The sequence below is a fragment of the Butyrivibrio fibrisolvens genome, from assembly GCF_023206215.1.
GTDB lineage: Bacteria > Bacillota > Clostridia > Lachnospirales > Lachnospiraceae > Butyrivibrio > Butyrivibrio fibrisolvens_C.
Genome location: NZ_CP065801.1, coordinates 37,949 through 57,104, shown reverse-complemented (window position 1 = coordinate 57,104; position 19,156 = coordinate 37,949). Strand labels below are relative to the sequence as shown.

The following is a 19,156-nucleotide window of genomic DNA, read 5'->3' as shown; positions in this document are numbered from 1 at the left end:
AGGAAATGAATGGAATTATCTGGGGAAAAATTGAATAAAGCAGCTGATTATGCTGAAGCTAATTTTAAGCTGATGTGGAAGCTCTTTTCCGAAGAAGACAGAGGCCGTATCCTTATCGGTATGGATGAAGTATCAGAAGATATCAGAACGATTGTAAGAGATTCATATATAGTAGATTCAAGCCCTATTTATTGGCTGGAATTCCCGCTTATTGGAAATCCTTGTACAGACTTTTCTGTTGGATACTATGCTGATGAGCTTCCTGAGCAGATACATATAGTTGGGGATAATCTCAGGAATAAAAAGGAATACTTCGAACATTTTCAAAAATTACTAAAAGATAATGATAAGCACAACGAAGTGTGCCTTGAATTTGATGTATCTGCAGGTGAGACAAAACGTCCATCGTACGGGAGCATCCCATACATGGTAGATGATTTTACTATCTCTGAGAATAAAAAGAGAATCATTGACACCATGACTCTTATCAATCAAACAGACAGGATAGATGGAGCTCTTTTAGTCTATGATAAGAGCCCCGGATACTGGAAACCATATTATCAAGGTGTATCTGAGGCTAGAGAGAATCTACCGATGAGGATCACATGGCTTCTTGGTGGTGAGTGTAAAGAGTTTTATAAGAAGGATCCCGGGCAGCTGCAAAAAGATCTTGAAGCTGTCGGAGCACCCGTGACAGATGAGAATACTATAAGCCAGATGCTTGAAGTCTTAAGCCTTGAAGCAACAGTTGAGCTTCAGATGGACCTTTCCAAAGATGGAACGATACTTCCGTCTATCGGTATGTGTGTAGCATCTGATTATTTTTATCAAAGCAAAGATCCTATGAAGATTTATGAGGACTATGCAAATCTTGGGATCAAGTGGGGAATTGCAGATGAAAGGTATAAATGCATTTCTCCAAAGAACAAAGTCATTATGATGCCTTACTATGATGATGAAAAGGGTATGATCCGTAAAAGAATATCCATGGGACTTTATATATTGAAGTTCAAGTGGTCACATAAAGGAATCATGCCACTTAAGGCATACTACTTTTTGAAAAGTAATAAGATGATGTAAGTGTTAAAAACGCTTTTGACATTAGTTTTCTGACTCATTCATATTTAATCAAATATGAGTGAGTCAACACTAGCATCACATTAGAACCAAAAGATAATAGTTTTATTTGTGTTTAGGAATGAGGTTAAGTTACAAATGGGGAAAATCAAACAGTATTACAAAAAGTACAAAAGCCAAAAAGAGAGAGGAAGAGACTATTTTAAATGGCTTTTGGGTTATACAAAGCCATATTTATTGCGAATAGCAGTTCTTATGATAATAAGTGTTGCATGGACTTATCTTGGAATTGAGTACTCTGTTATGTCTCAGAAGATTATAGATATGGCCGGTAAGGGATATATTACCAAGACATCGATAGCCGTATTTATGATACTTATCATGATAATGCTTATCGGAGAATCTGTACAAAATCTGTTTTCAGCCATGCTCAATGAAAGATATTCTTTTGGTATACGTAAGCAGGTATATGATAAGATCATACGATCTATATGGATTGGAACACAGAAATTCCATACCGGCGACATGATGACCAGGATGACTTCCGATGCGGGCAATATAGCTAATGGAATGGTCAATGTTATTCCTAATATAATCGTATTTTTGATTGAACTTGCATTGGTATTTTTTACCTTATACAAAAACTCAAGATTTTTAGCTGTTTCTGCGCTGTTTCTTACTCCGATAGGAATTCTTCTGGCATATGCTCTTGGAAGAAGATTAAAGAAATATCAGGTCAAGGTTCAGGAATCGGAGACTGCATACAGATCATTTATTCAGGAAAGTCTTGCTAACATACTTATTGTTAAGGCTTTCTCAAGTGAAGACAGATTCTCTGATGATCTTACTACTCTTCGTAACAACAGATTTCACTGGGTCTGGAAAAAGAGTAAACTTTCTGCTGCTTCTAATCTGGTAATGGGTGGTACATTTCAGCTAGGATATATGTTTGCATTCATTTATGCAGCAGGACAGATATCCCGTCATGAGATTACATTCGGAACTATGACTTTGTTTTTGACTTTATTTGGTCGAATACAGTCACCTATTGCTTCACTTATGAGAGAGCTTCCAGGAGTAGTATCTATTTTTGCTTCCGCAGGAAGAATTATGGATATTCAGGATATTCCGCTTGAGGAGCGTATAGAGCAGAGCGGCTTAGAAGGAGCTATGGGCGTAGCTGTTCAAAATTTGTCTTTTGCATATGATAAAGATTATATATTCACTGATGTAAATTTTGATATAAAGCCTGGAGATTTTGTAGGTATCGTGGGTAAATCAGGTATTGGTAAGACGACCCTCATAAGGCTTCTTATGAACTTTATTTCTCCGTCTAGAGGTAGTATCAGATATTATGATGATGCAGGCAATACGATGGATCTAAGCGCTACAGTCAGAGAATTTGTGTCATATGTTCCACAAGGTAATACCCTGTTTTCTGGTACTATCAGGAAGAATATTCTGATAGGAAAAGAGGATGCTAGTGACGAAGAAATATGGCAAGCTCTTGATATGGCAGTGTGCAGAGAGTTTGTCGAGAAGCTTCCAAAAGGTCTTGATACAGTAATAGGTGAGAAGGGTGTTGGACTATCTGAAGGACAAGCTCAAAGGCTTGGACTTGCCAGAGCACTTATCAGGAATTCAAATTTTATTGTACTTGATGAAGCGACATCTGCTTTGGATGAGATTACAGAAAGTCAGCTTCTTAAGAAGCTCTCTGAGATGACGCCAAGACCTACATGTATACTGATAACACATAGAAAGAGCGTTCTTGATTATTGCAATAGAGAATTCGTTTTGGAAGATGGAAATGTTAAGGTGAAAGACATTGGTTAAGCTTAGAATTGCTAATTTTGTTATACATTTTTATGGCAAACCTAAATATCTTCATGAGAGGTTCAATGACTTTCTTTATGATGGAAGTGATGAGCCGGATATGACTATACGCATCATTGATAGAAAACCATTTTTTGTAAGATATCTTTTTGATAAAGGGACTCCTATAGGAGAGTTTTCGTTCTACCATGATGGGAACGTGATGCAGCAGTACTATCAGAGCAAACAAAGGCTTGAAGTAAGGCTTGTCAAAGGAAAAGATAACTATAAAGAAACTGATGTATATATAAGTGACAGATATAAAGGCTATACAGCAAAAGTAGTAGGTCAAAAGCAGTATCTTGAAATGGTACAAGGCCTTATTTTCAATGCTCTTCAGCAGATCTTCTATAACAGGATCCTATTTGAAGATGCGATGTCTATTCATTCAGCCTCAGTAATCTACAAGGATAAAGCGGTTGTCTTTTCTGCCTCTTCAGGAACCGGTAAAAGTACTCAGGCAGGTCTATGGCAACGAGAACTTGGCTGCCGTGTGCTGGACGGAGATGTAACTGTATGTCGTGAAAAAGAAGGAAAGCTGTATGTATATGGCCTTCCCTGGTGTGGATCGTCCGGAAAATATATAAATAAAGAGGTTGAACTTGGTGCTTTGGTATTTCTAAAACAAGCCAAGGACAATACTGTCAGGATTCCGAATATTCGTGAAAAGATAAGCTATGTTTTTTCTTCTACATTTTCAGAGTCTCTTACAGATGAAATGGCGCATAGAGTAGCCGGTGTAACTCAGAAAATAGTAGAAAAAGCTCCGATATATGAATATTCTTGTAATATGGAGCCTGAAGCTGTGAGTACATTGAAAGATGTTATTTTTAAGGACTAATAGCACTTTTAATAAGTATGTAAATGGTATATTTTAATACCTGAATTAGTGGTGTATGCTCTGTAAATTTGGACCATTAGCAGGTCGCTTCACTTGCGTCATGATATTAATGATGATCATTATATTTTCTGCATAGTCAGAAGCTTTTATGTAATGAAAGTGGACTTATATTGGCCGAATTCTTACAATCTTGCAACAAATCAAGAAATAACGCCGTTTATTCTTGAATTATCGATTATTTGTTGCTACTATAATTAACGTTCTTAGAATATTCGGAAAGGGGAGAGTGAGTATGAAGAAGGCATATGTTAAACCAGAGCTTAATGCTTCAATGAACGGTACACTTGAAGGCGTATATGCTTGCTACGATTATGAGACAAGCAGCAACAAGGGCAACAACTGTAATTGGCAGCCTTATCCTTGCCAGCCTCAGCCAAGATGCGGTGGAAGAGCTACAGTTTACATTGGATGGTAATAAGCTGTAACCGATCATTGTTTGTACTAATGTGGTGGCAGGAAACTGTCACCATATATCATTTAAAAAGGAGTTTTTATGAGATTAAATACTGAGTTTTCAGTATGCGAAGTATCTGGACAGTCTTTCATAGTACCTACCGGATCGAAGCTGATGGATGTAGATAAAATGATGGATCTGAACGATACGGCTCTATTTATCATTAATTCATTAAAAGACAAGGATATGTCATTTGATGAGCTTCTTGTAGCAATAATGGATGAATATGAGATTGATATGGAGACAGCTTCTAAAGATCTTGGAGACTTTATAGATAGTGCCAGAAAGGTCGGAGTAATCATATCATGATGGAACAATCTGGGAATCGTGATGAGATGATTCATACAGATGCATGGATGCCTATCTATCTAAAGGGACTTAAGGAAGGCAGAAAGGTCAAGCTTACTCCTTTTGGATTTAGTATGTATCCTCTGCTTGTAGGAGGCAGGGATAGCTTGATACTTCGAGGTATAGACAGAGAGCTTAGGCGAGGCGATATATGCCTGTACAGGAGAGATAACGGCATATATGTAACACATTCGGTTCATCATGTGGATAAAGAGGGGATTTATCTGATTGGAGAAAGCCAGAAGAATATAGAAGGACCGCTTACAATGGATCATATGCTTGCATATGCTGAAGAATTTGTGAGAAAAGGGAAACTCTATTCTTGTGATAAAAAATCATATAAAATAGCGCATGAGATTTGGATGATACTAAGACCTTTGCGTCCGATGCTGATTAAAATATATAGAAAAATCATGAAATATTGATGGAAACTAGTTTTGAAAAAAGTTTTCCCCCTTAGCCAGAAACGTTGATATATAGGGATAGAATAAAAAATATACATTTGATATATATGTAAATACAGTTAAATGTGTATCGAAAAAATGTAAACAACGGAAACGCTACAAAAATAATCAAAAATATGATTGTTTTTATGATAGTTAATCTGCTATTATCGAACGGAACTTGTATTAGAGGACTAATACAAGTTAGAGGGGTGAAAAAAAGGGAGAGATGATATGAGAAAGTTATTATTGGTAGCTTCTTCAGGTGGTCATATGGAGGAGCTTACAAGACTTAAGAGCATTACTGAAAGGTATGACTGCTGCTGGGTCACTGAAAAGAACAATTTTCAGAAATATGGGAAGGTTGAGGAGATTCAGTATTACGTTCCTCAGGTTAATCGTAGGGAGATTCTTTTCCCTTTAAAATTTTTCCTTTTATTTTTTGTAGCATTTTATGTGCTGATCAAAGAGAAACCGGAAGTTGTTATTTCAACAGGTGCTTTGATATCATATCCATTCTGTCGTCTTGCCAAGATGATGGGCAAGAAGGTTATTTTCATTGAATCTTTTGCCAGAGTCAATGAATTATCTCTTACAGGCAAGCTTCTGTACAAGCATGTTAATACCTTTATTGTACAGTGGTCAGAGATAGCACAGAAGTATGATAAAGCAATTGTTGGAGGCGGTATATTTTGATTTTTGTAACAGTTGGAACTCAAAAGTTCCAGATGAACAGGCTCATGAAGCAGATAGAAATGCTTGCAGCCATGATGCCGGAGGAAGAATTTGTTATACAATACGGGCATTGCACCTATGTCCCTAAGAATTGCAAGACATTTATGTTTATGGATCGTCCTCAGTTTGAGGAGTGCATTGACAAGTGCAGAGTGCTCATCTCTCATGGAGGAGTAGGAACAATTATGGCGGGTCTTAGAAAGAGAAAACCTGTTATAGTAGTACCAAGACTTCATAAGTATGGAGAACATGTTGATGATCACCAGATCGAAGCAGCACATGCACTCAAGCATAACAAATGTCTGCTTATCTGTATGAATATAGAATATTTGAAATTTATGGTTGATAATATCGACAACTATGAATTTAAGCCATATATAGAGCCTGAGAGGAAGGTTGAGGATATTGTTATTCATTGTATAGAAGACAATTCTTCATATTCTGAGAAGCATTCATTAACTGGCCTTGTAGGTCTTTTAGGCAAGAATGAAAAGATGATCAAGAAGTCGGCATCAACACACAACGGAATTTTTTGACTATTAGATATTTGGCTTTTGATAGGTGAAGAAGTTTGTCAGGAGTATGCAAATATTACTTTTGGCACCGACATTATAGGATGGAATATATTTATGGGCAGTATACTTATTGTATTTATTCAATACATTAAGCGTACTGTCTTTTTTATGTTTAAAAGTTTCTATCCTTCTTATTTATAGGCTTTTTCTGCTATTCGTGATAGAATGTATAGAATAGATTTAGGAGATTATTATGAGCAGTTATAAAATAATGATTGTAGAAGATGACGTAAATATAGGCGATATGCTTGAGGAAGTATTTGAAACTTGAATCATATGAAGTTACAAGGGCCTACTCCGGAACAGAAGCTCTTATGCTTTTGGAAAAAGGAAGGCCGGATCTGATACTCCTTGACCTGATGTTACCCGGACTTTCAGGAGAGGAGCTTATTACAAAGTTCAATGGAATCCTTACTATAGTATTAAGTGCAAAATCTGATATAGATAGCAAAATAAGTCTTCTAAAAAAGGGTGCCTGTGATTATGTTACAAAACCTTTTGAACTATCTGAACTTCTTGCAAGGATTGAAGCCCATCTAAGACTCATGAAAGAAAATTCGTATCAGTCACAGCCACTGGATGAGGGAGTTATTAAGGCCGGCGAGATTATGCTGGATACTAATCTTATGTCTGTAACAATCGGAGATAGTGAAGTCAGCCTTACCAGAACAGAATCTGCCATACTTAATATACTTATGCTTAATCCTAACAGACCGATAGGACGCAGTACTATTCTGGATCGTATAAGTGAGTCTACGCCGGATTGTACGGAGCGCTCTTTAAAGCAGCATATCTGTAATATTAGAAAAAAGCTCCAGCAGATTGATAATATTGATCATATTGAGGCAATTTATGGAATAGGATTTCAATTTCACGAATCTTGACCATATCTTGACGTTTTCTATACCACTTTCTTGACCGGAGGGTGGTATTTTTATTGTGATGACGCGAGCTCCATCAATTTGAACCATTAGTAACTCGTTTCACTCGCGACATGAGGTTAATTATGGAATACGTATTTAAAGCAAATGGAATAAGTAAACAATACGGAAAGTTTACAGCTCTTTCTGACGTAAATATGGAGATACCTAAAGGTGCAATATATGGTTTTGTAGGAAAGAACGGAGCAGGAAAGACAACACTTATCAGGATCATGTGCGGGCTTCAAAAAGCTAGCAGCGGATTTTACGAGCTTTTTGGCAAAACAGCAGACGATGCAGATATTTCAAAGGCAAGACGCAGGATGGGGGCAGTTGTAGAATCCCCTGCAATATATAAAGATATGTCTGCAAGAGACAATCTGATACAGCAGTGCCTGATGCTGGGGCTGCCGGATTTTAGCTGTGTTGACGAGATTTTAAGCCTGGTAGGACTTTCAGGTACCGGCAAGAAGAAAGCAAGACACTTTTCACTTGGAATGCGTCAGCGCCTTGGAATTGCAGTAGCTCTTTGCGGCGATCCTGACTTTATCGTACTTGATGAGCCGATCAATGGTCTTGATCCTCAGGGAATTATAGAGATAAGAGAATTGATTCTTAAGCTTAACAGAGAGCGGGGAATTACCTTCCTTATATCAAGCCACATCTTAGATGAGCTTTCCAAGATTGCAACTAATTACGGTTTTATTGATAAAGGGCATATAGTCCGCCAGATGAGCAGCAAGGAGCTCAAAAAAGAGTGTCGTAAGTCAGTACGTATGAAGGTAAGTGATGTAGGACTTCTTACAAAAGTCATGGAGGAAAAAGGTATAGAGTACAAGGTTATCGATAACAGCACAGCAGATGTATATTCATCGATCAACTTTTCTGAAATTGCCAAGGGCTTCGACAAAGTTGGATGTTCTATATTTACCATGGAAGAGCATGACGAAAGCCTCGAGGCATTCTATCTATCATTACTTGGAGGCGGAGAAAATGTTCAGAAATCTGTATGCTGATACCAGAAAGATATTTTTTAGCCGAGGTTTTTATCTGGGAGTCATAGTAATCCTGTTATACCAGATATTTGCAAGTCTTATAATCTGGATGCTTACCGTTTTGTTTATAAAAGGTCAGGTTGCATCGGATGATATAGCTTTTTCTTTTACCAATATTGCAGTATTTGTAGTAACCGCAACAACGCTTCTGGTAATGCAGGGAGACTTTGAAGACGGATGTATCCGCAACAAGCTTATATCGGGTGTAAAAAGAAGAGATGCCTTCCTTTCAGTAGTGATAAGTGGGATGCTTCTGGGGGCGCTGCTTTCATTTATAGCATTTGTATCTTCTATGGCTGTTTTGCCTATATTCTCAGAAGGGTTTATGAACTATAAGGTTTCTGAGATAGCAGATTACTGGCTTATAATCACCTTATCATGTATGGCGATAGGAGCTTTTTCTGCATCACTTATTATGGTGCTTGGTGGAAGTAAGCTTTCTTATGTAGTTGGACTTGCGATTGCTTTTGGACTTGAGACACTTGATACTCATGTACTTGATAAGCTGTATCCGGAAAAAGGGAATTGTACATTAACAGGTTCAAAACTTTTATTGTACAAATTTATCGACAGGTATATACCGTATTCTTATCTTTCAATAGAGCCGCATTGGGATAGCGCCAGCTACCTTGCAGGATGTACAGGACTTATACTGATCTCGGTAATAATAGGACTAGTGGTTGTTGAAAGGAAAGAAATACACTGATAAAAAACATATGATATCAAAAAAATAAAAAATATAGAAAAAGAAAATGATACCAAAAAGAACTTGCTATCAAAAGAACCTGATATCATAAGAAACTAATATCAAAAAGAAAAAGATAACAATATTATTGGTATACAAGTCGATAGTCATAAATACACATGATTATCCTTAGCAGGAGGCTTAAATGAAAAACATATATATATCCGGTATATATAGAATTCTAAAAAATCGCATATTTATCCTTGGATGCATTCTGGCGTTCGTTATAACCCTCGTATTTACAGCCAATCTGATGGGTATGACAGGACGATTTGAAAGAATGGGATGTGCCGGTAGGATGATATTTATAAATATAGCTATGATGGCCTTTTTTACGATATTTGTACCTCTTTATACCAACGAGGAATATCGCGATGGCACTATCAGAAATAAACTCGTAGCAGGCTTTTCGCAAAAGCAGGTTTATCTTGGTATACTTTTTTCACATATAACAGCGCTTTTGGGGATGACAGTATGCTATTTCCTTGCCGGAGTAATAGGCGGCGCAAAGATAAGCACGGAGCTTGCCATAACAACAGTTATTTTATTTTTTGCCATGTGCGGATATATATCTGTTATGGAGTTTGTAGCAATGCGTGTGCAAAAGACAGTATTAGTGGCAATATGTGCTTTTGTAATTCTGAACCTTGCCTATAACATAGTTATGATCGGTAATTTCTTCCTTGCATTTATTCTAAAAGGAACAGCTTATACAATTGGCAGGATCATCTATAATGCTTCGGTATTCGGTCAATGGCTGATACAGGCAGGATTTGCTGATCCGCAGACAAATCCTGGGAATATAAATCAGCTTATAATTTCAGTTTTGATAATTGTTATTTCAATACTTTTGGGCTGTATTGGACTTAACAAGAGAGATTTAAAATGACCTGCATTTTATTAGGAAACATATATAGCCCAACGACTAAATCGATATAATTAGCTTATTTGATTAGTTCTTAAACTTCATATTCAAGAATATATGTTTATGATATACAGTCTTGATTGCGGAAAAGAGGATTATAAAGTTGCGTAGATACAGATTTGTTTTCATGATAAGTACGATGGTAGTTGTAGTTTTCATCGCACTTCTTTCATTTTTTAAATATACAAATGCCTTTAACGATGTAAAAAAAATTGATGGAATAGAGGATGTGGCACAGACTTTTGATGAGTTTGAGATTCCGGAAGGTGTGAGAGTAGTTGGAATAGGAGAAGCTACTCATGGAAACCGCGAATTTCAACTTGCTAAAAAGGCAGTACTTGAAAAAGTTGTAAATGAAGGCGAAGGCCGCTGCATCTGCTTTGAGATGGCTACTGGCGATGCAGCCATGATCAATGATGCAATACATGATAAAAGCTCCGATCTTGTACAAGTGATAGGAAAGCAGAGCTATCCACTTTATGATACTGATGAAATGGTGCAGCTTCTTAAGTGGATGAGAGATTATAATATGACAGTTCCCTATGAAGAGTCCTTAATGTTCTATGGTGTCGATATTCAGGGAGCCCAGACAGCTATCACCTATATGCAGGAGCTTTGTGATGAGAATGATACTCTTTTTACCCTAGAGGAAAAAGAAAAACTCTTATCAATAAAAACAGAAACCAAGGATGATTACAAAGCTGACAGAGATTTTTTTGATAAGCTGTCCCAGCGCCTTTCTAAAGAAGAAGGACTTAAAGAAAGGCAGTTATCTATTGTAGCCAAGTGCGTAGTCCTTCACATTGATGCGCCGGATTATGATAAAGATCAAGATGAATTTGGCAAAAACAGGGATTTTCAGATGGCACAGCTTTTGAAAGACTATTCTGAACTTGAAGATGCTCGTGGTTATGCTCAGGTAGTTATAACTGCTCATAATGCGCATGTTATGAAGGGCGGATCCAGCGTGCTCCCTGCTGCAGATGATGACACTATGGGTGATAGAATAGACGCTCTGTTTGAAGGAAGCTATTTCTGCATTGGTACGGGATTCTATGAAGGAAATGTAAATATCCATACTGCCGGAACTTATGAAGAGAACTATGAGAGGAAGGATCACTTCTACGTCTCTGATGATCCATTTGCTTATCAGGCCAGGTTTTTTGAAAATGGCACATACTGCCTTGATTTCTCAAAGGTAACAGATGAAAATAGTAGTGTATACAAAAAGCTTCACAGCTACGTTTTTACAGGACTTGTCGGTGAGGGCTATTCACCTTTAAATGATCTTTTTAACAGCCATAGAACATCTATGATACTTGCAGACCGCTATGATGCTTTGATATGCTACTATGAAGTTACACCCATAGATCCAATTGATTACTAAATGAATTATGAAGAAAGGTCAAAAAATCTCTTTTGACCTTTTTTATGTCATAAAGACCTTAAAAAGAGCCAAAGGAGCTTTTACTAAATGAAATACCTGCTTATAATCTGCCTGATAGTTATAATAATATTGATCATGAAGATAATCGCAATGAAGCTATCGATCAAGGAACTAAGAGAAAACTATGAGGAGAGAGCCGGTATTCATACCAATACAGTTCTGACAGTTTCAAGCAGGGATAAGGAGATTTTAGAACTTGCCAGGACTCTTAATAAGACACTTGTAAAGCTGAGAGATTCTTATAACAGGTATGAACACGGTGATCAGGAGATAAAATCGGCTATAACCAATATTTCACATGATCTAAGGACGCCTCTTACAGCCATAAGTGGATATCTTGAGCTTGCGCAAAGACAGGACTGCAGCCCTGAAATGGACAAATATCTTTCAATAATAAAGGGCAGAACAGAGCATATGAAAAAGCTTACAGAAGAGCTTTTTGAATACTCGATAGTAACAGGTGGTGAGATTACAGAAGAAAAGCAGGATGTCAACATCGGCAAGCTGCTTGAAGACTGTATCATGAACTATTATCCGTCGCTGAAGGCAAGAGGAATTGCCCCTGTCATAGATATTACAGAGGAAAAGATTGTTCGAAATCTTTATCCAACTTATGTAGAAAGGATCATAAACAATCTTTTTAGTAATGCACTTAAATATAGTAGTGGTGATCTGGAGATATCATTATCGGATGATGGCAGACTTAGGTTTGCAAACTCTGCCCCAAATCTCTCCAGTGTAGATGTTAGCAAATTGTTCGACAGGTTTTTTACAGTAGAAAATGCCAGAAGCTCTTCAACAGGTCTTGGCCTTTCTATAGTCAAGATATTTGCTGAGCGTATGAACTGCGGTGTCAAAGCTGACTATATAGAAGGAAAGATAGTTATAGTAGTTAATTTTTGAGTCTTATCTATAAACAACTAAAGCTTCCCAATTGAACGGGCCAGCATCCCCAAAGTCTTTACAGGGGCAGGCAGTATATATATCATGCCGTGCTGTTAATAGTTTTATAATTCATGGTATGATATCTGGAGCTTTCCATTCTGGGGTCCAAACTCGCTTCGCTCAGACATGTGGACCCCGGGCAGAATGAAAATCTCCATATATCATGCTCATGAATTTAATAAAACTATTAAAAGCACGGCATGATATATATATTGCCTGCCCTTGTAAAGACTTTGGGGATGCCGACCCGTCCAAGTGGGATGTTTAAGTAAATAGATCCTATATACCATTAGTTTCAGGCACTAGGAAGCTCGCGGTTTAAAATAGACTCAACCTTGTCCCTGTTGGCGAATAAAGTGCATCCCCCTGCGTGGTCATCTATAAGAAGCCCCTGATCCTGAACATGATAGAACAAAGGGGACTTGAGCGCTTGCCTAAGAGATGTCTGAGCCACATTGGTATCTGAGTATGGAGAAAATGGGCATGGCTCAGCTCCGCCGTGGGAGTTGATATGGAAGAAACCTCTTCCTGCAGCAACACATCCTCCGGAACTCTTCTCATCTCCGGGGAAAGCAATAAATACCATCTCAGGGTGATCTTTGCGAAGACGGGCAATATTCTCTGCCATGATAATACGTTCATCTTCTCCGGGAGCAAGCTCTGTACTGTCATCAGTTACAGGTACGAATTCTACGAAGATCACAGCTTTGCAGCCAAGCTTTGACATGCCGCTAATGAATTCTTCAGAGTACACTTCATCAAGATTCTGAGTAGTCACAGTTACAGATGTTCCAAATATAAGACCATTATCATGAAGAGCGTTCATTGACTGCATTACCTTGTCATAAACACCCTCACCTCGTCTAAGATCAGTCTTTTCTTTGTCCCCTTCGATACTTATGATAGGGATCATATTCCTGTGCTTATCAAAAAGCTCCAAGTACTTATCCTTGATAAAAAATCCATTTGTAAAAATAGGGAACATGATATTTTCATGCTTGGTAGCTTCCTGCATTACATCCCAGCGAAGGAGCGGCTCTCCTCCTGCAAGAAGGATGAAGCTGATTCCAAGCTCGTCTGCTTCAGTAAAAATACTGCCCCACTGACCGCCTGTAAGCTGATCTACAGGAGCTTCGTCACTACAGGCATGATTAGATCTTGAATAGCAGCCTGCGCAGTGGAGATTGCAGCTACTGGTTATACTGGATATAAGAAAGGGCGGTATATGCTCGCCCTGATCCTCCAGTTTCCTTCTGTGATCAGAAGCTTTCTTGGATGCAAGAGCGAACTTTGCCATAAAAACAGACTCTTTCGGATTGGAAAGAGTAGCTCTTACTGCGTCATTTACAACTCTCTTTACACCATTTGTCATGTACTTTTGAATATCGAATTCTTCTTTTTTAGTGTTTGCCATGAAAATCTCCATCCTTAAGATTATAATGAATTGAGATAAATATAATTGCATAAAATATTGTATAAGATAGACTTAAGGAAATCAATAAATAAAGAATAAAATCTTTCTGATCATAAATATAACAAAAATATGTCAAAAGTTTTTGCGATAATATGAACTTTTGGCATAGGCACACCTGTAAATGATGAAAAAAGTCTCTACTAGTGCTATGCTATAATCTGGTTATATTAGTAAACGACTTTAGAAAATATTATATGCCAGTAATCCAGTGATGGCATATAGGACATTTGATGACTGACATAGTGCGTTTTCTTAAGCCTTTTACTATAGCAATAATATCGACAGATACATTGATACAAAAAAGTATAAACAAAGAGGAAAGACATCAATGGGAATTTTCACGGACAAAAAAGTAACGCTTGTTATGTCAGGCGGCGGAGCTAAAGGCGCATATCAGATCGGAATGTTAAGAGCTTTGGAAGAAGAGGGGCTTGATAAGAAGAATCTGACCCTTGCAGGCACATCGATAGGAGCTATGAATTCTTTGATCTATGCGATCAAAGACAAGGAATCAATATATGATCTTTTAAAAGTATTTAAAGATGCACTTGCTGCAGAGATGGCGGATCCATATATTAAGACAAGGATGGAGCTTATAGATAAGGCAAGGCAGGACGTCCTTGATGGCAAGGTATCACTTGAAGAGTATCTTCATTCAAGAAGATATTATCAGATGGACAATCTGTACATGATAGAAGCAATGCGAAGGATCTGCCCTGATGAACTTCTTTTAAAAAACGACGTACCTGTTAAAGTATGTGTTTATTCACTTACGAAGCAAAAGCCCGAATATTATAAGCTTAACGGACTTGATCCCGAGGATCAAAGACTTCTTACCATAGCAAGCGGAAGTATACCTTTTCTATCACCAGCTATTTACTATAAAGGAGACTGCTATCTTGACGGCGGCTGTATTCCTGAGATCTGTAAGAATCCGGCACCGGAAGATAAGATTCCTGTAGGCTGCGTAAAAGATATACCATGCGACTTTTTTATCATAAGCTATTTAAAGCCAGAGGACAGGGTGCAGATACCTGTGCTGGGCGGCGAGGCTAAAGCCATAGAGATAATTCCCTCTGTTCCTCTTGAGAAAGAAAAGGATACAGGAACACTTGACTTCTCAGATGAATCCCTTAAATGGAGGGAAGAACTGGGATATAAAGAAACATATGATATTTTATCAAAGATGAAATAATCCATATATTTAGAAAATGCTTTTAGTGTATATATCCAAAAATGGAATAAGCTAAAAACCGAAATATATGAAATAAACAAAATAAATATATCCGGAATTAAAAGATTTAATTCTTGTAGTGTAAAGACTATTAAAGAGCCGGAGAACATGTAAGTAGGTAATACTATTGTCAGAAAGAAATCTTGAATACACAATTACACAAGAAGATACAGGGAAGCTTGTCAAAGATATCCTTAAAGAGATACTACACATGTCCCGCAGAGAGATAAGTCATGCTAAGGCCTTCGATGACGGTATACTTATAGATGGCAGGCATGTCAATGTCTTATACAAAGTAACATGTGGAGAGCTACTCCATATCACGATCCACGAAAATCTTGAGGATTCATCGTATATCGAGCCTATAGAAGGAACCCTTGATATCGTATATGAAGATGAAGATATCATTGTAGTTAATAAGCCTGCAGGCATGCTTGTACATCCTCTAAAAAGCCACGCAGTAGCCACTCTTTCCAATTATATTGCCTGGCACTTTGAACAAAGCGGCGAAAGACACGCTCTTCGCCCTGTTGGAAGGCTTGATAGAGAGACGTCGGGTCTTATAGTCTTTGGCAAGAACAGATTCTCAGCCAATATCCTAAATGATCAGAGCATAAATGGCATCAAGGTCAAGGAGTATCTTGCACTTTGCAGCGGCTTTTTTGATAAGCCCAAAGGACTTGTTGATGCGTCTATAGGACTTCCGCCAGGAGTTAAGATGGTCAGGGAGATAAGAGAGGATGGAGACCCTTCACTTACACATTATGAAGTTATAGAACAAAAAGAGGGATTTGCTCTTGTAAAGCTCAGACTTGAAACAGGAAGGACACATCAGATAAGGGTTCACATGAAATCTATAGGGCACGCCCTTCTTGGGGATGGTCTGTATGGTGCTGATCTTCCAAGCTGGTATGGAATGGAGAGGGTAGCTCTTCATTCATCGCATATGGAGATCATGCATCCTGTTTCAAGCAGGAAACTGTCCTTTGATGCAGACATCCCCTATGACATGCAAAAAACATTATCGGCATATTAACTAAAACTCTCCCAATCCTTAGTAGCAGGCTATTATAACTCCTACAAGGATCATAGCCTGGGCAAAGCAGTTAGTAAGCTGCTCGGTCCAGTTGTTCTTAACATCAGTTTTGTCATGCTTTTTGAAAAAAATAGTCATGGCGCATAGCCCAAGAATTCCCAGGGCAAAGAATATTACTGCAGGAAACGAAAAAATAGCAGATGATATATTATTCCAATCAGTGCCTTGCCCCTTAATGACAAATGAAATAAGCATTAAGGCAAAACCTGCAGGCATCAGAACTATAAATAGAGGCCTGTTCAAAAATCGAACATCTTTGTGAATGGTTGCAAGGAGCACCTTCCATAAGACCTTGCACATACCTCCCAGGATAGTCAGTATCGCACCCAGACTAAAGAGTATATTATTAAAAATAGAACCGATGACAGCACATGTGATTGAGAATAGTATCACCGGTACTGCGTCAACAATTGCCAGAGACAGGGTGAAATCCTTATATTTATCATATGAATATGAAGAAGCTTTGTCGTTGTGAATCATAGACTACGACCTTTCTGATTTTGCCAGATGATAGAGCGGAATAAATGGAAAAAGTATAGGTGTATGATCAGCATATTCTCTGTATTCTTCCTTGTCTCCGTAATTCTTGTTCTGCTTGGATTCAAGCCTCTTTGCACTATCAACCATTACATACAGGATCAGGATATATCCGATAGCTGCAAAGATAAATTCAAATACACTGTCATAAGCAGTTATTCCTTCTACGAATACTCCTGTCCAGAAAATGATCTCGCCCAGATAGTTAGGACATCTTACGATCTTGTAAAGACCTTTGGTTGCAACCATATCCATTCGAACTTTTTTCTGGGCACTTTTCTGAATATCTGCAAGAGATTCAAATAATATACCAAAAACTGAAATAGCGCAGCCTGCGTAGATAAATAAATTGTCGCCTGTCATGTTGTCTATTCTGAAAAACAGCGGAGAAGTCTGAAGGACATATAACAAAGCCATACCGATCCACATGCCAATTTTGGCAGGAAGGGGCATTGACTTGGAATGAGGCGTTGCATCACTTAGAACCTTCTTGTATGCGCCGTTTTTTAATTCCCTATACACAAGAAAACCCGCAAGACGTATACCATAGATCATCATTATAAGGCAAGCGAGTATAGTAGCTGTAGTAGACTTATCGTTATAGTATATTAGAAGGGTAGTACCTATAGCTGCGACAGATAGTCCGTATCCAACAGACATAAAGTAAACAAATTTATAAAAACCTACGCTGCAGAATACAAGCGAGATTGAAAAAAGAATTAATAATCCCTGAATATTCATGATGATTCCTCCCTAGTGTTATATAGAACTCGGACTGTTTTAATAAATTATGATATTTTTGAGCTGTTAACTACATGTTTTATCGGTGGCATAGAGTTTAAAATGATTTTTTTATATACTCTGAAAAGCTCTGCTTTCCATACTTTACATCCCCCACTAGATTACCTGTAAGAGTGAATTTACTGAATTTGATTATGTCTGCTTTTCCTGTCTTTTTTATCTTATTGATAAATATAAGAATATCGAAGATAAAAGAAGGCGCTCTTTTTATAACACAAGGCTTGCCGGCAGCTTCGAAACACATCCTGGCAATCTCATCATAATTATAGGTTTCAGTTCCGCCTATGGAGATCGTAGTGTTCTTTTCATCAAGATGACTTGCTATATAGTCAGCAAAATCCTCTGTTGCAATTACATTAGCTACGCCAGGCTTTCCTGATAGAAGATTTATAGCGCCCTTTTCTACCATTGGCTTAAGAACATGGACAATATCATAGAAATAACCGGTAGGTCTGTAGATAATGTATTCAAGGCCACTTTCTTTGAGTGCTTTTTCAAACTTAGCTTTGGCGTCAAGAAGAGGAATCTCCGGATGTTCGTCGGCATGGATCACCGAGATATAGATGAACTTCTTAATGCCGGCACTTTTAGCTTCTTCAAGAAGGTTAATATTTCCTTTTAAGTCGATACTGTAGCAGCTTACATCTTTGGATGCTTTGGTAAGACCGACAGTTGATATGATCATATCTGCGCCACTTAAAACTCCGGATAACATATCCGCTTTGGTTACGTCACAGCGCTTGAATGATACGCTTCCATTACCTGTAAACTCAATTGGCCTTTCGTTTAAGTCAAGAGCTATAATATCATGCCCCATGGATTCAAGAGCCTTCAGAATGTCTCCTCCCAGATGGCCATATGCACCTGCTAATACTATTTTCATGATAAGCCTCCTATAAATATATTTATGATGTGATGTGACAGAAGATGATTCGTATCACATTAATGCTATTTTTAGTAATCTTATGTCTATATCCTTGTTGGAATAACACAGAAGGATATTCTCAGAGATAAAAGCTTCCAGACCCTCCTGCCCGAATTTGAGATACAACCTGTCTCTTTCGTTCGGGAATTTAATAAGAAGATAGGAGATAAGAGATGACAACTCTTCTGAAAGCTTCTTATGATGCTGCGGATAAGATGATGAGAACTGCTTAGAAACAGCGGTTGCGCGCCATATGTTCTGGTTGGTCTTGGTGAACTGCCTAATACCTTCATATATGATATCAAGTCCGGACATCAGGTCTGATGCGCCATCAAGAGATCTGTACATACCATCCTTGGATCTGGACCATCTATGCAGGATGAGATCTGCAATAAGTGCATCTTTGGTAGGATAGTAGTTATATATGGTACCAACGGCAATTCCGCAGGCCTTTGCGACACCTCTGATACTGATCTTTTCAGGGCCTTCCTGCACTAAGAGCTTTTCTGCCTGCATTATTATCTGCTCCTTAAGATGCATAATGATCTTGGGCATAAACTAATCTCCTTTTTTAACAGTTATTATGAACATGTTCATAATAACACCGGATTATGAGTTTGTAAATCGCAGATATCAGTTTTTCT

21 protein-coding genes are annotated in these 19,156 nt (G+C 38.0%); 16 read left to right on the top strand and 5 right to left on the bottom strand.

From position 1 onward, the window contains the following. Positions 1 to 9 precede the first annotated feature (9 nt). The 14 genes from I7804_RS17585 to I7804_RS17520 all read left to right on the top strand — a co-directional run bounded on the left by I7804_RS17585 (position 10) and on the right by I7804_RS17520 (position 12,403). On the top strand, positions 10 to 1,080 hold the full coding sequence (locus tag I7804_RS17585) for a hypothetical protein (RefSeq protein ID WP_248406159.1): 1,071 nt from the start codon (positions 10 to 12) through the stop codon (positions 1,078 to 1,080). Between the two features lie 135 nt (positions 1,081 to 1,215). Beyond that, positions 1,216 to 2,913, top strand: a complete 1,698-nt coding sequence (locus I7804_RS17580; RefSeq protein WP_248406158.1) for an ABC transporter ATP-binding protein — start codon at positions 1,216 to 1,218, stop codon at positions 2,911 to 2,913. Beyond that, positions 2,906 to 3,793, top strand: a complete 888-nt coding sequence (locus tag I7804_RS17575; RefSeq protein ID WP_248406157.1) for a hypothetical protein — start codon at positions 2,906 to 2,908, stop codon at positions 3,791 to 3,793. Before I7804_RS17580 ends, I7804_RS17575 begins: the two co-directional genes overlap by 8 nt. Positions 3,794 to 4,085: 292 nt before the next feature. Further along, positions 4,086 to 4,268, top strand: a complete 183-nt coding sequence (locus tag I7804_RS17570) for a hypothetical protein (protein WP_027217053.1) — start codon at positions 4,086 to 4,088, stop codon at positions 4,266 to 4,268. Positions 4,269 to 4,346: 78 nt separating this feature from the next. After that, positions 4,347 to 4,616 (top strand): PqqD family protein, encoded by a 270-nt coding sequence (locus I7804_RS17565; RefSeq protein ID WP_022757287.1) that lies wholly within the window; start codon positions 4,347 to 4,349, stop codon positions 4,614 to 4,616. Further along, positions 4,613 to 5,080, top strand: coding sequence for a hypothetical protein (locus I7804_RS17560; protein WP_248406156.1), 468 nt, complete (start codon positions 4,613 to 4,615; stop codon positions 5,078 to 5,080). Before I7804_RS17565 ends, I7804_RS17560 begins: the two co-directional genes overlap by 4 nt. A 252-nt stretch (positions 5,081 to 5,332) precedes the next feature. Next, positions 5,333 to 5,794 (top strand): PssD/Cps14F family polysaccharide biosynthesis glycosyltransferase, encoded by a 462-nt coding sequence (gene pssD, locus I7804_RS17555; protein ID WP_027217054.1) that lies wholly within the window; start codon positions 5,333 to 5,335, stop codon positions 5,792 to 5,794. Further along, a complete protein-coding gene (gene pssE, locus I7804_RS17550) occupies positions 5,791 to 6,369 on the top strand; it encodes a PssE/Cps14G family polysaccharide biosynthesis glycosyltransferase (RefSeq protein ID WP_248406155.1) in 579 nt (192 codons plus the stop codon). The genes pssD and pssE overlap by 4 nt, the downstream gene beginning before the upstream one ends. Before the next feature lie 299 nt (positions 6,370 to 6,668). Then, complete coding sequence (locus tag I7804_RS17545) at positions 6,669 to 7,292, top strand: response regulator transcription factor (RefSeq protein WP_331477912.1); 624 nt, start codon at positions 6,669 to 6,671, stop codon at positions 7,290 to 7,292. A gap of 122 nt (positions 7,293 to 7,414) precedes the next feature. Continuing rightward, positions 7,415 to 8,344, top strand: coding sequence for an ATP-binding cassette domain-containing protein (locus I7804_RS17540; protein WP_248406222.1), 930 nt, complete (start codon positions 7,415 to 7,417; stop codon positions 8,342 to 8,344). Further along, positions 8,322 to 9,089, top strand: a complete 768-nt coding sequence (locus I7804_RS17535) for an ABC transporter permease (protein ID WP_027203896.1) — start codon at positions 8,322 to 8,324, stop codon at positions 9,087 to 9,089. Before I7804_RS17540 ends, I7804_RS17535 begins: the two co-directional genes overlap by 23 nt. Before the next feature lie 184 nt (positions 9,090 to 9,273). Next, entirely contained in the window at positions 9,274 to 10,017 is a 744-nt protein-coding gene (locus I7804_RS17530) for a hypothetical protein (RefSeq protein ID WP_248406154.1), read from the top strand. Positions 10,018 to 10,156: 139 nt separating this feature from the next. Then, the gene (locus I7804_RS17525; RefSeq protein WP_248406153.1) at positions 10,157 to 11,440 is read left to right on the top strand and encodes an erythromycin esterase family protein; all 1,284 of its coding nucleotides are present in this window, start codon (positions 10,157 to 10,159) and stop codon (positions 11,438 to 11,440) included. A gap of 87 nt (positions 11,441 to 11,527) precedes the next feature. Then, the gene (locus I7804_RS17520; protein WP_248406152.1) at positions 11,528 to 12,403 is read left to right on the top strand and encodes a sensor histidine kinase; all 876 of its coding nucleotides are present in this window, start codon (positions 11,528 to 11,530) and stop codon (positions 12,401 to 12,403) included. 337 nt (positions 12,404 to 12,740) lie between these two features. Here the strand turns inward: I7804_RS17520 and I7804_RS17515 are convergent, their stop codons facing one another. Next, positions 12,741 to 13,859: a radical SAM/SPASM domain-containing protein gene (locus I7804_RS17515; RefSeq protein WP_248406151.1), complete on the bottom strand. Its 1,119-nt coding sequence runs from the start codon at positions 13,857 to 13,859 to the stop codon at positions 12,741 to 12,743. 388 nt (positions 13,860 to 14,247) lie between these two features. Between I7804_RS17515 and I7804_RS17510 the strand changes: the two genes are divergently transcribed. Further along, a complete protein-coding gene (locus I7804_RS17510; RefSeq protein ID WP_248406150.1) occupies positions 14,248 to 15,114 on the top strand; it encodes a patatin-like phospholipase family protein in 867 nt (288 codons plus the stop codon). 166 nt (positions 15,115 to 15,280) lie between these two features. Then, entirely contained in the window at positions 15,281 to 16,189 is a 909-nt protein-coding gene (locus tag I7804_RS17505) for an RluA family pseudouridine synthase (RefSeq protein ID WP_248406149.1), read from the top strand. Between the two features lie 18 nt (positions 16,190 to 16,207). Here I7804_RS17505 and I7804_RS17500 read toward each other — a convergent pair whose 3' ends face one another. From I7804_RS17500 to I7804_RS17485, 4 genes are all read right to left on the bottom strand, one after another. After that, positions 16,208 to 16,729 (bottom strand): hypothetical protein, encoded by a 522-nt coding sequence (locus I7804_RS17500; protein ID WP_092045846.1) that lies wholly within the window; start codon positions 16,727 to 16,729, stop codon positions 16,208 to 16,210. Positions 16,730 to 16,732: 3 nt separating this feature from the next. Continuing rightward, positions 16,733 to 17,527, bottom strand: coding sequence for a DUF1295 domain-containing protein (locus I7804_RS17495; protein WP_248406148.1), 795 nt, complete (start codon positions 17,525 to 17,527; stop codon positions 16,733 to 16,735). Positions 17,528 to 17,624: 97 nt separating this feature from the next. After that, positions 17,625 to 18,470, bottom strand: a complete 846-nt coding sequence (locus tag I7804_RS17490) for an SDR family oxidoreductase (RefSeq protein ID WP_248406147.1) — start codon at positions 18,468 to 18,470, stop codon at positions 17,625 to 17,627. Between the two features lie 54 nt (positions 18,471 to 18,524). Beyond that, complete coding sequence (locus I7804_RS17485) at positions 18,525 to 19,067, bottom strand: TetR/AcrR family transcriptional regulator (protein WP_022755186.1); 543 nt, start codon at positions 19,065 to 19,067, stop codon at positions 18,525 to 18,527. Positions 19,068 to 19,156 lie beyond the last annotated feature (89 nt).

Bases quoted from the DNA above. Each gene is read 5' to 3' on its own strand.
- I7804_RS17535 (WP_027203896.1), top strand. From the start codon at position 8,322: ATGTTCAGAAATCTGTATGCTGATACCAGAAAGATATTTTTTAGCCGA.
- I7804_RS17560 (WP_248406156.1), top strand. From the start codon at position 4,613: ATGATGGAACAATCTGGGAATCGTGATGAGATGATTCATACAGATGCA.
- I7804_RS17510 (WP_248406150.1), top strand. From the start codon at position 14,248: ATGGGAATTTTCACGGACAAAAAAGTAACGCTTGTTATGTCAGGCGGC.
- I7804_RS17585 (WP_248406159.1), top strand. From the start codon at position 10: ATGGAATTATCTGGGGAAAAATTGAATAAAGCAGCTGATTATGCTGAA.
- I7804_RS17500 (WP_092045846.1), bottom strand. From the start codon at position 16,729: ATGATTCACAACGACAAAGCTTCTTCATATTCATATGATAAATATAAG.
- I7804_RS17485 (WP_022755186.1), bottom strand. From the start codon at position 19,067: ATGCCCAAGATCATTATGCATCTTAAGGAGCAGATAATAATGCAGGCA.
- I7804_RS17515 (WP_248406151.1), bottom strand. From the start codon at position 13,859: ATGGCAAACACTAAAAAAGAAGAATTCGATATTCAAAAGTACATGACA.
- I7804_RS17580 (WP_248406158.1), top strand. From the start codon at position 1,216: ATGGGGAAAATCAAACAGTATTACAAAAAGTACAAAAGCCAAAAAGAG.
- I7804_RS17495 (WP_248406148.1), bottom strand. From the start codon at position 17,527: ATGAATATTCAGGGATTATTAATTCTTTTTTCAATCTCGCTTGTATTC.
- I7804_RS17520 (WP_248406152.1), top strand. From the start codon at position 11,528: ATGAAATACCTGCTTATAATCTGCCTGATAGTTATAATAATATTGATC.
- I7804_RS17570 (WP_027217053.1), top strand. From the start codon at position 4,086: ATGAAGAAGGCATATGTTAAACCAGAGCTTAATGCTTCAATGAACGGT.
- I7804_RS17540 (WP_248406222.1), top strand. From the start codon at position 7,415: ATGGAATACGTATTTAAAGCAAATGGAATAAGTAAACAATACGGAAAG.
- pssD (WP_027217054.1), top strand. From the start codon at position 5,333: ATGAGAAAGTTATTATTGGTAGCTTCTTCAGGTGGTCATATGGAGGAG.
- I7804_RS17490 (WP_248406147.1), bottom strand. From the start codon at position 18,470: ATGAAAATAGTATTAGCAGGTGCATATGGCCATCTGGGAGGAGACATT.
- I7804_RS17565 (WP_022757287.1), top strand. From the start codon at position 4,347: ATGAGATTAAATACTGAGTTTTCAGTATGCGAAGTATCTGGACAGTCT.
- I7804_RS17530 (WP_248406154.1), top strand. From the start codon at position 9,274: ATGAAAAACATATATATATCCGGTATATATAGAATTCTAAAAAATCGC.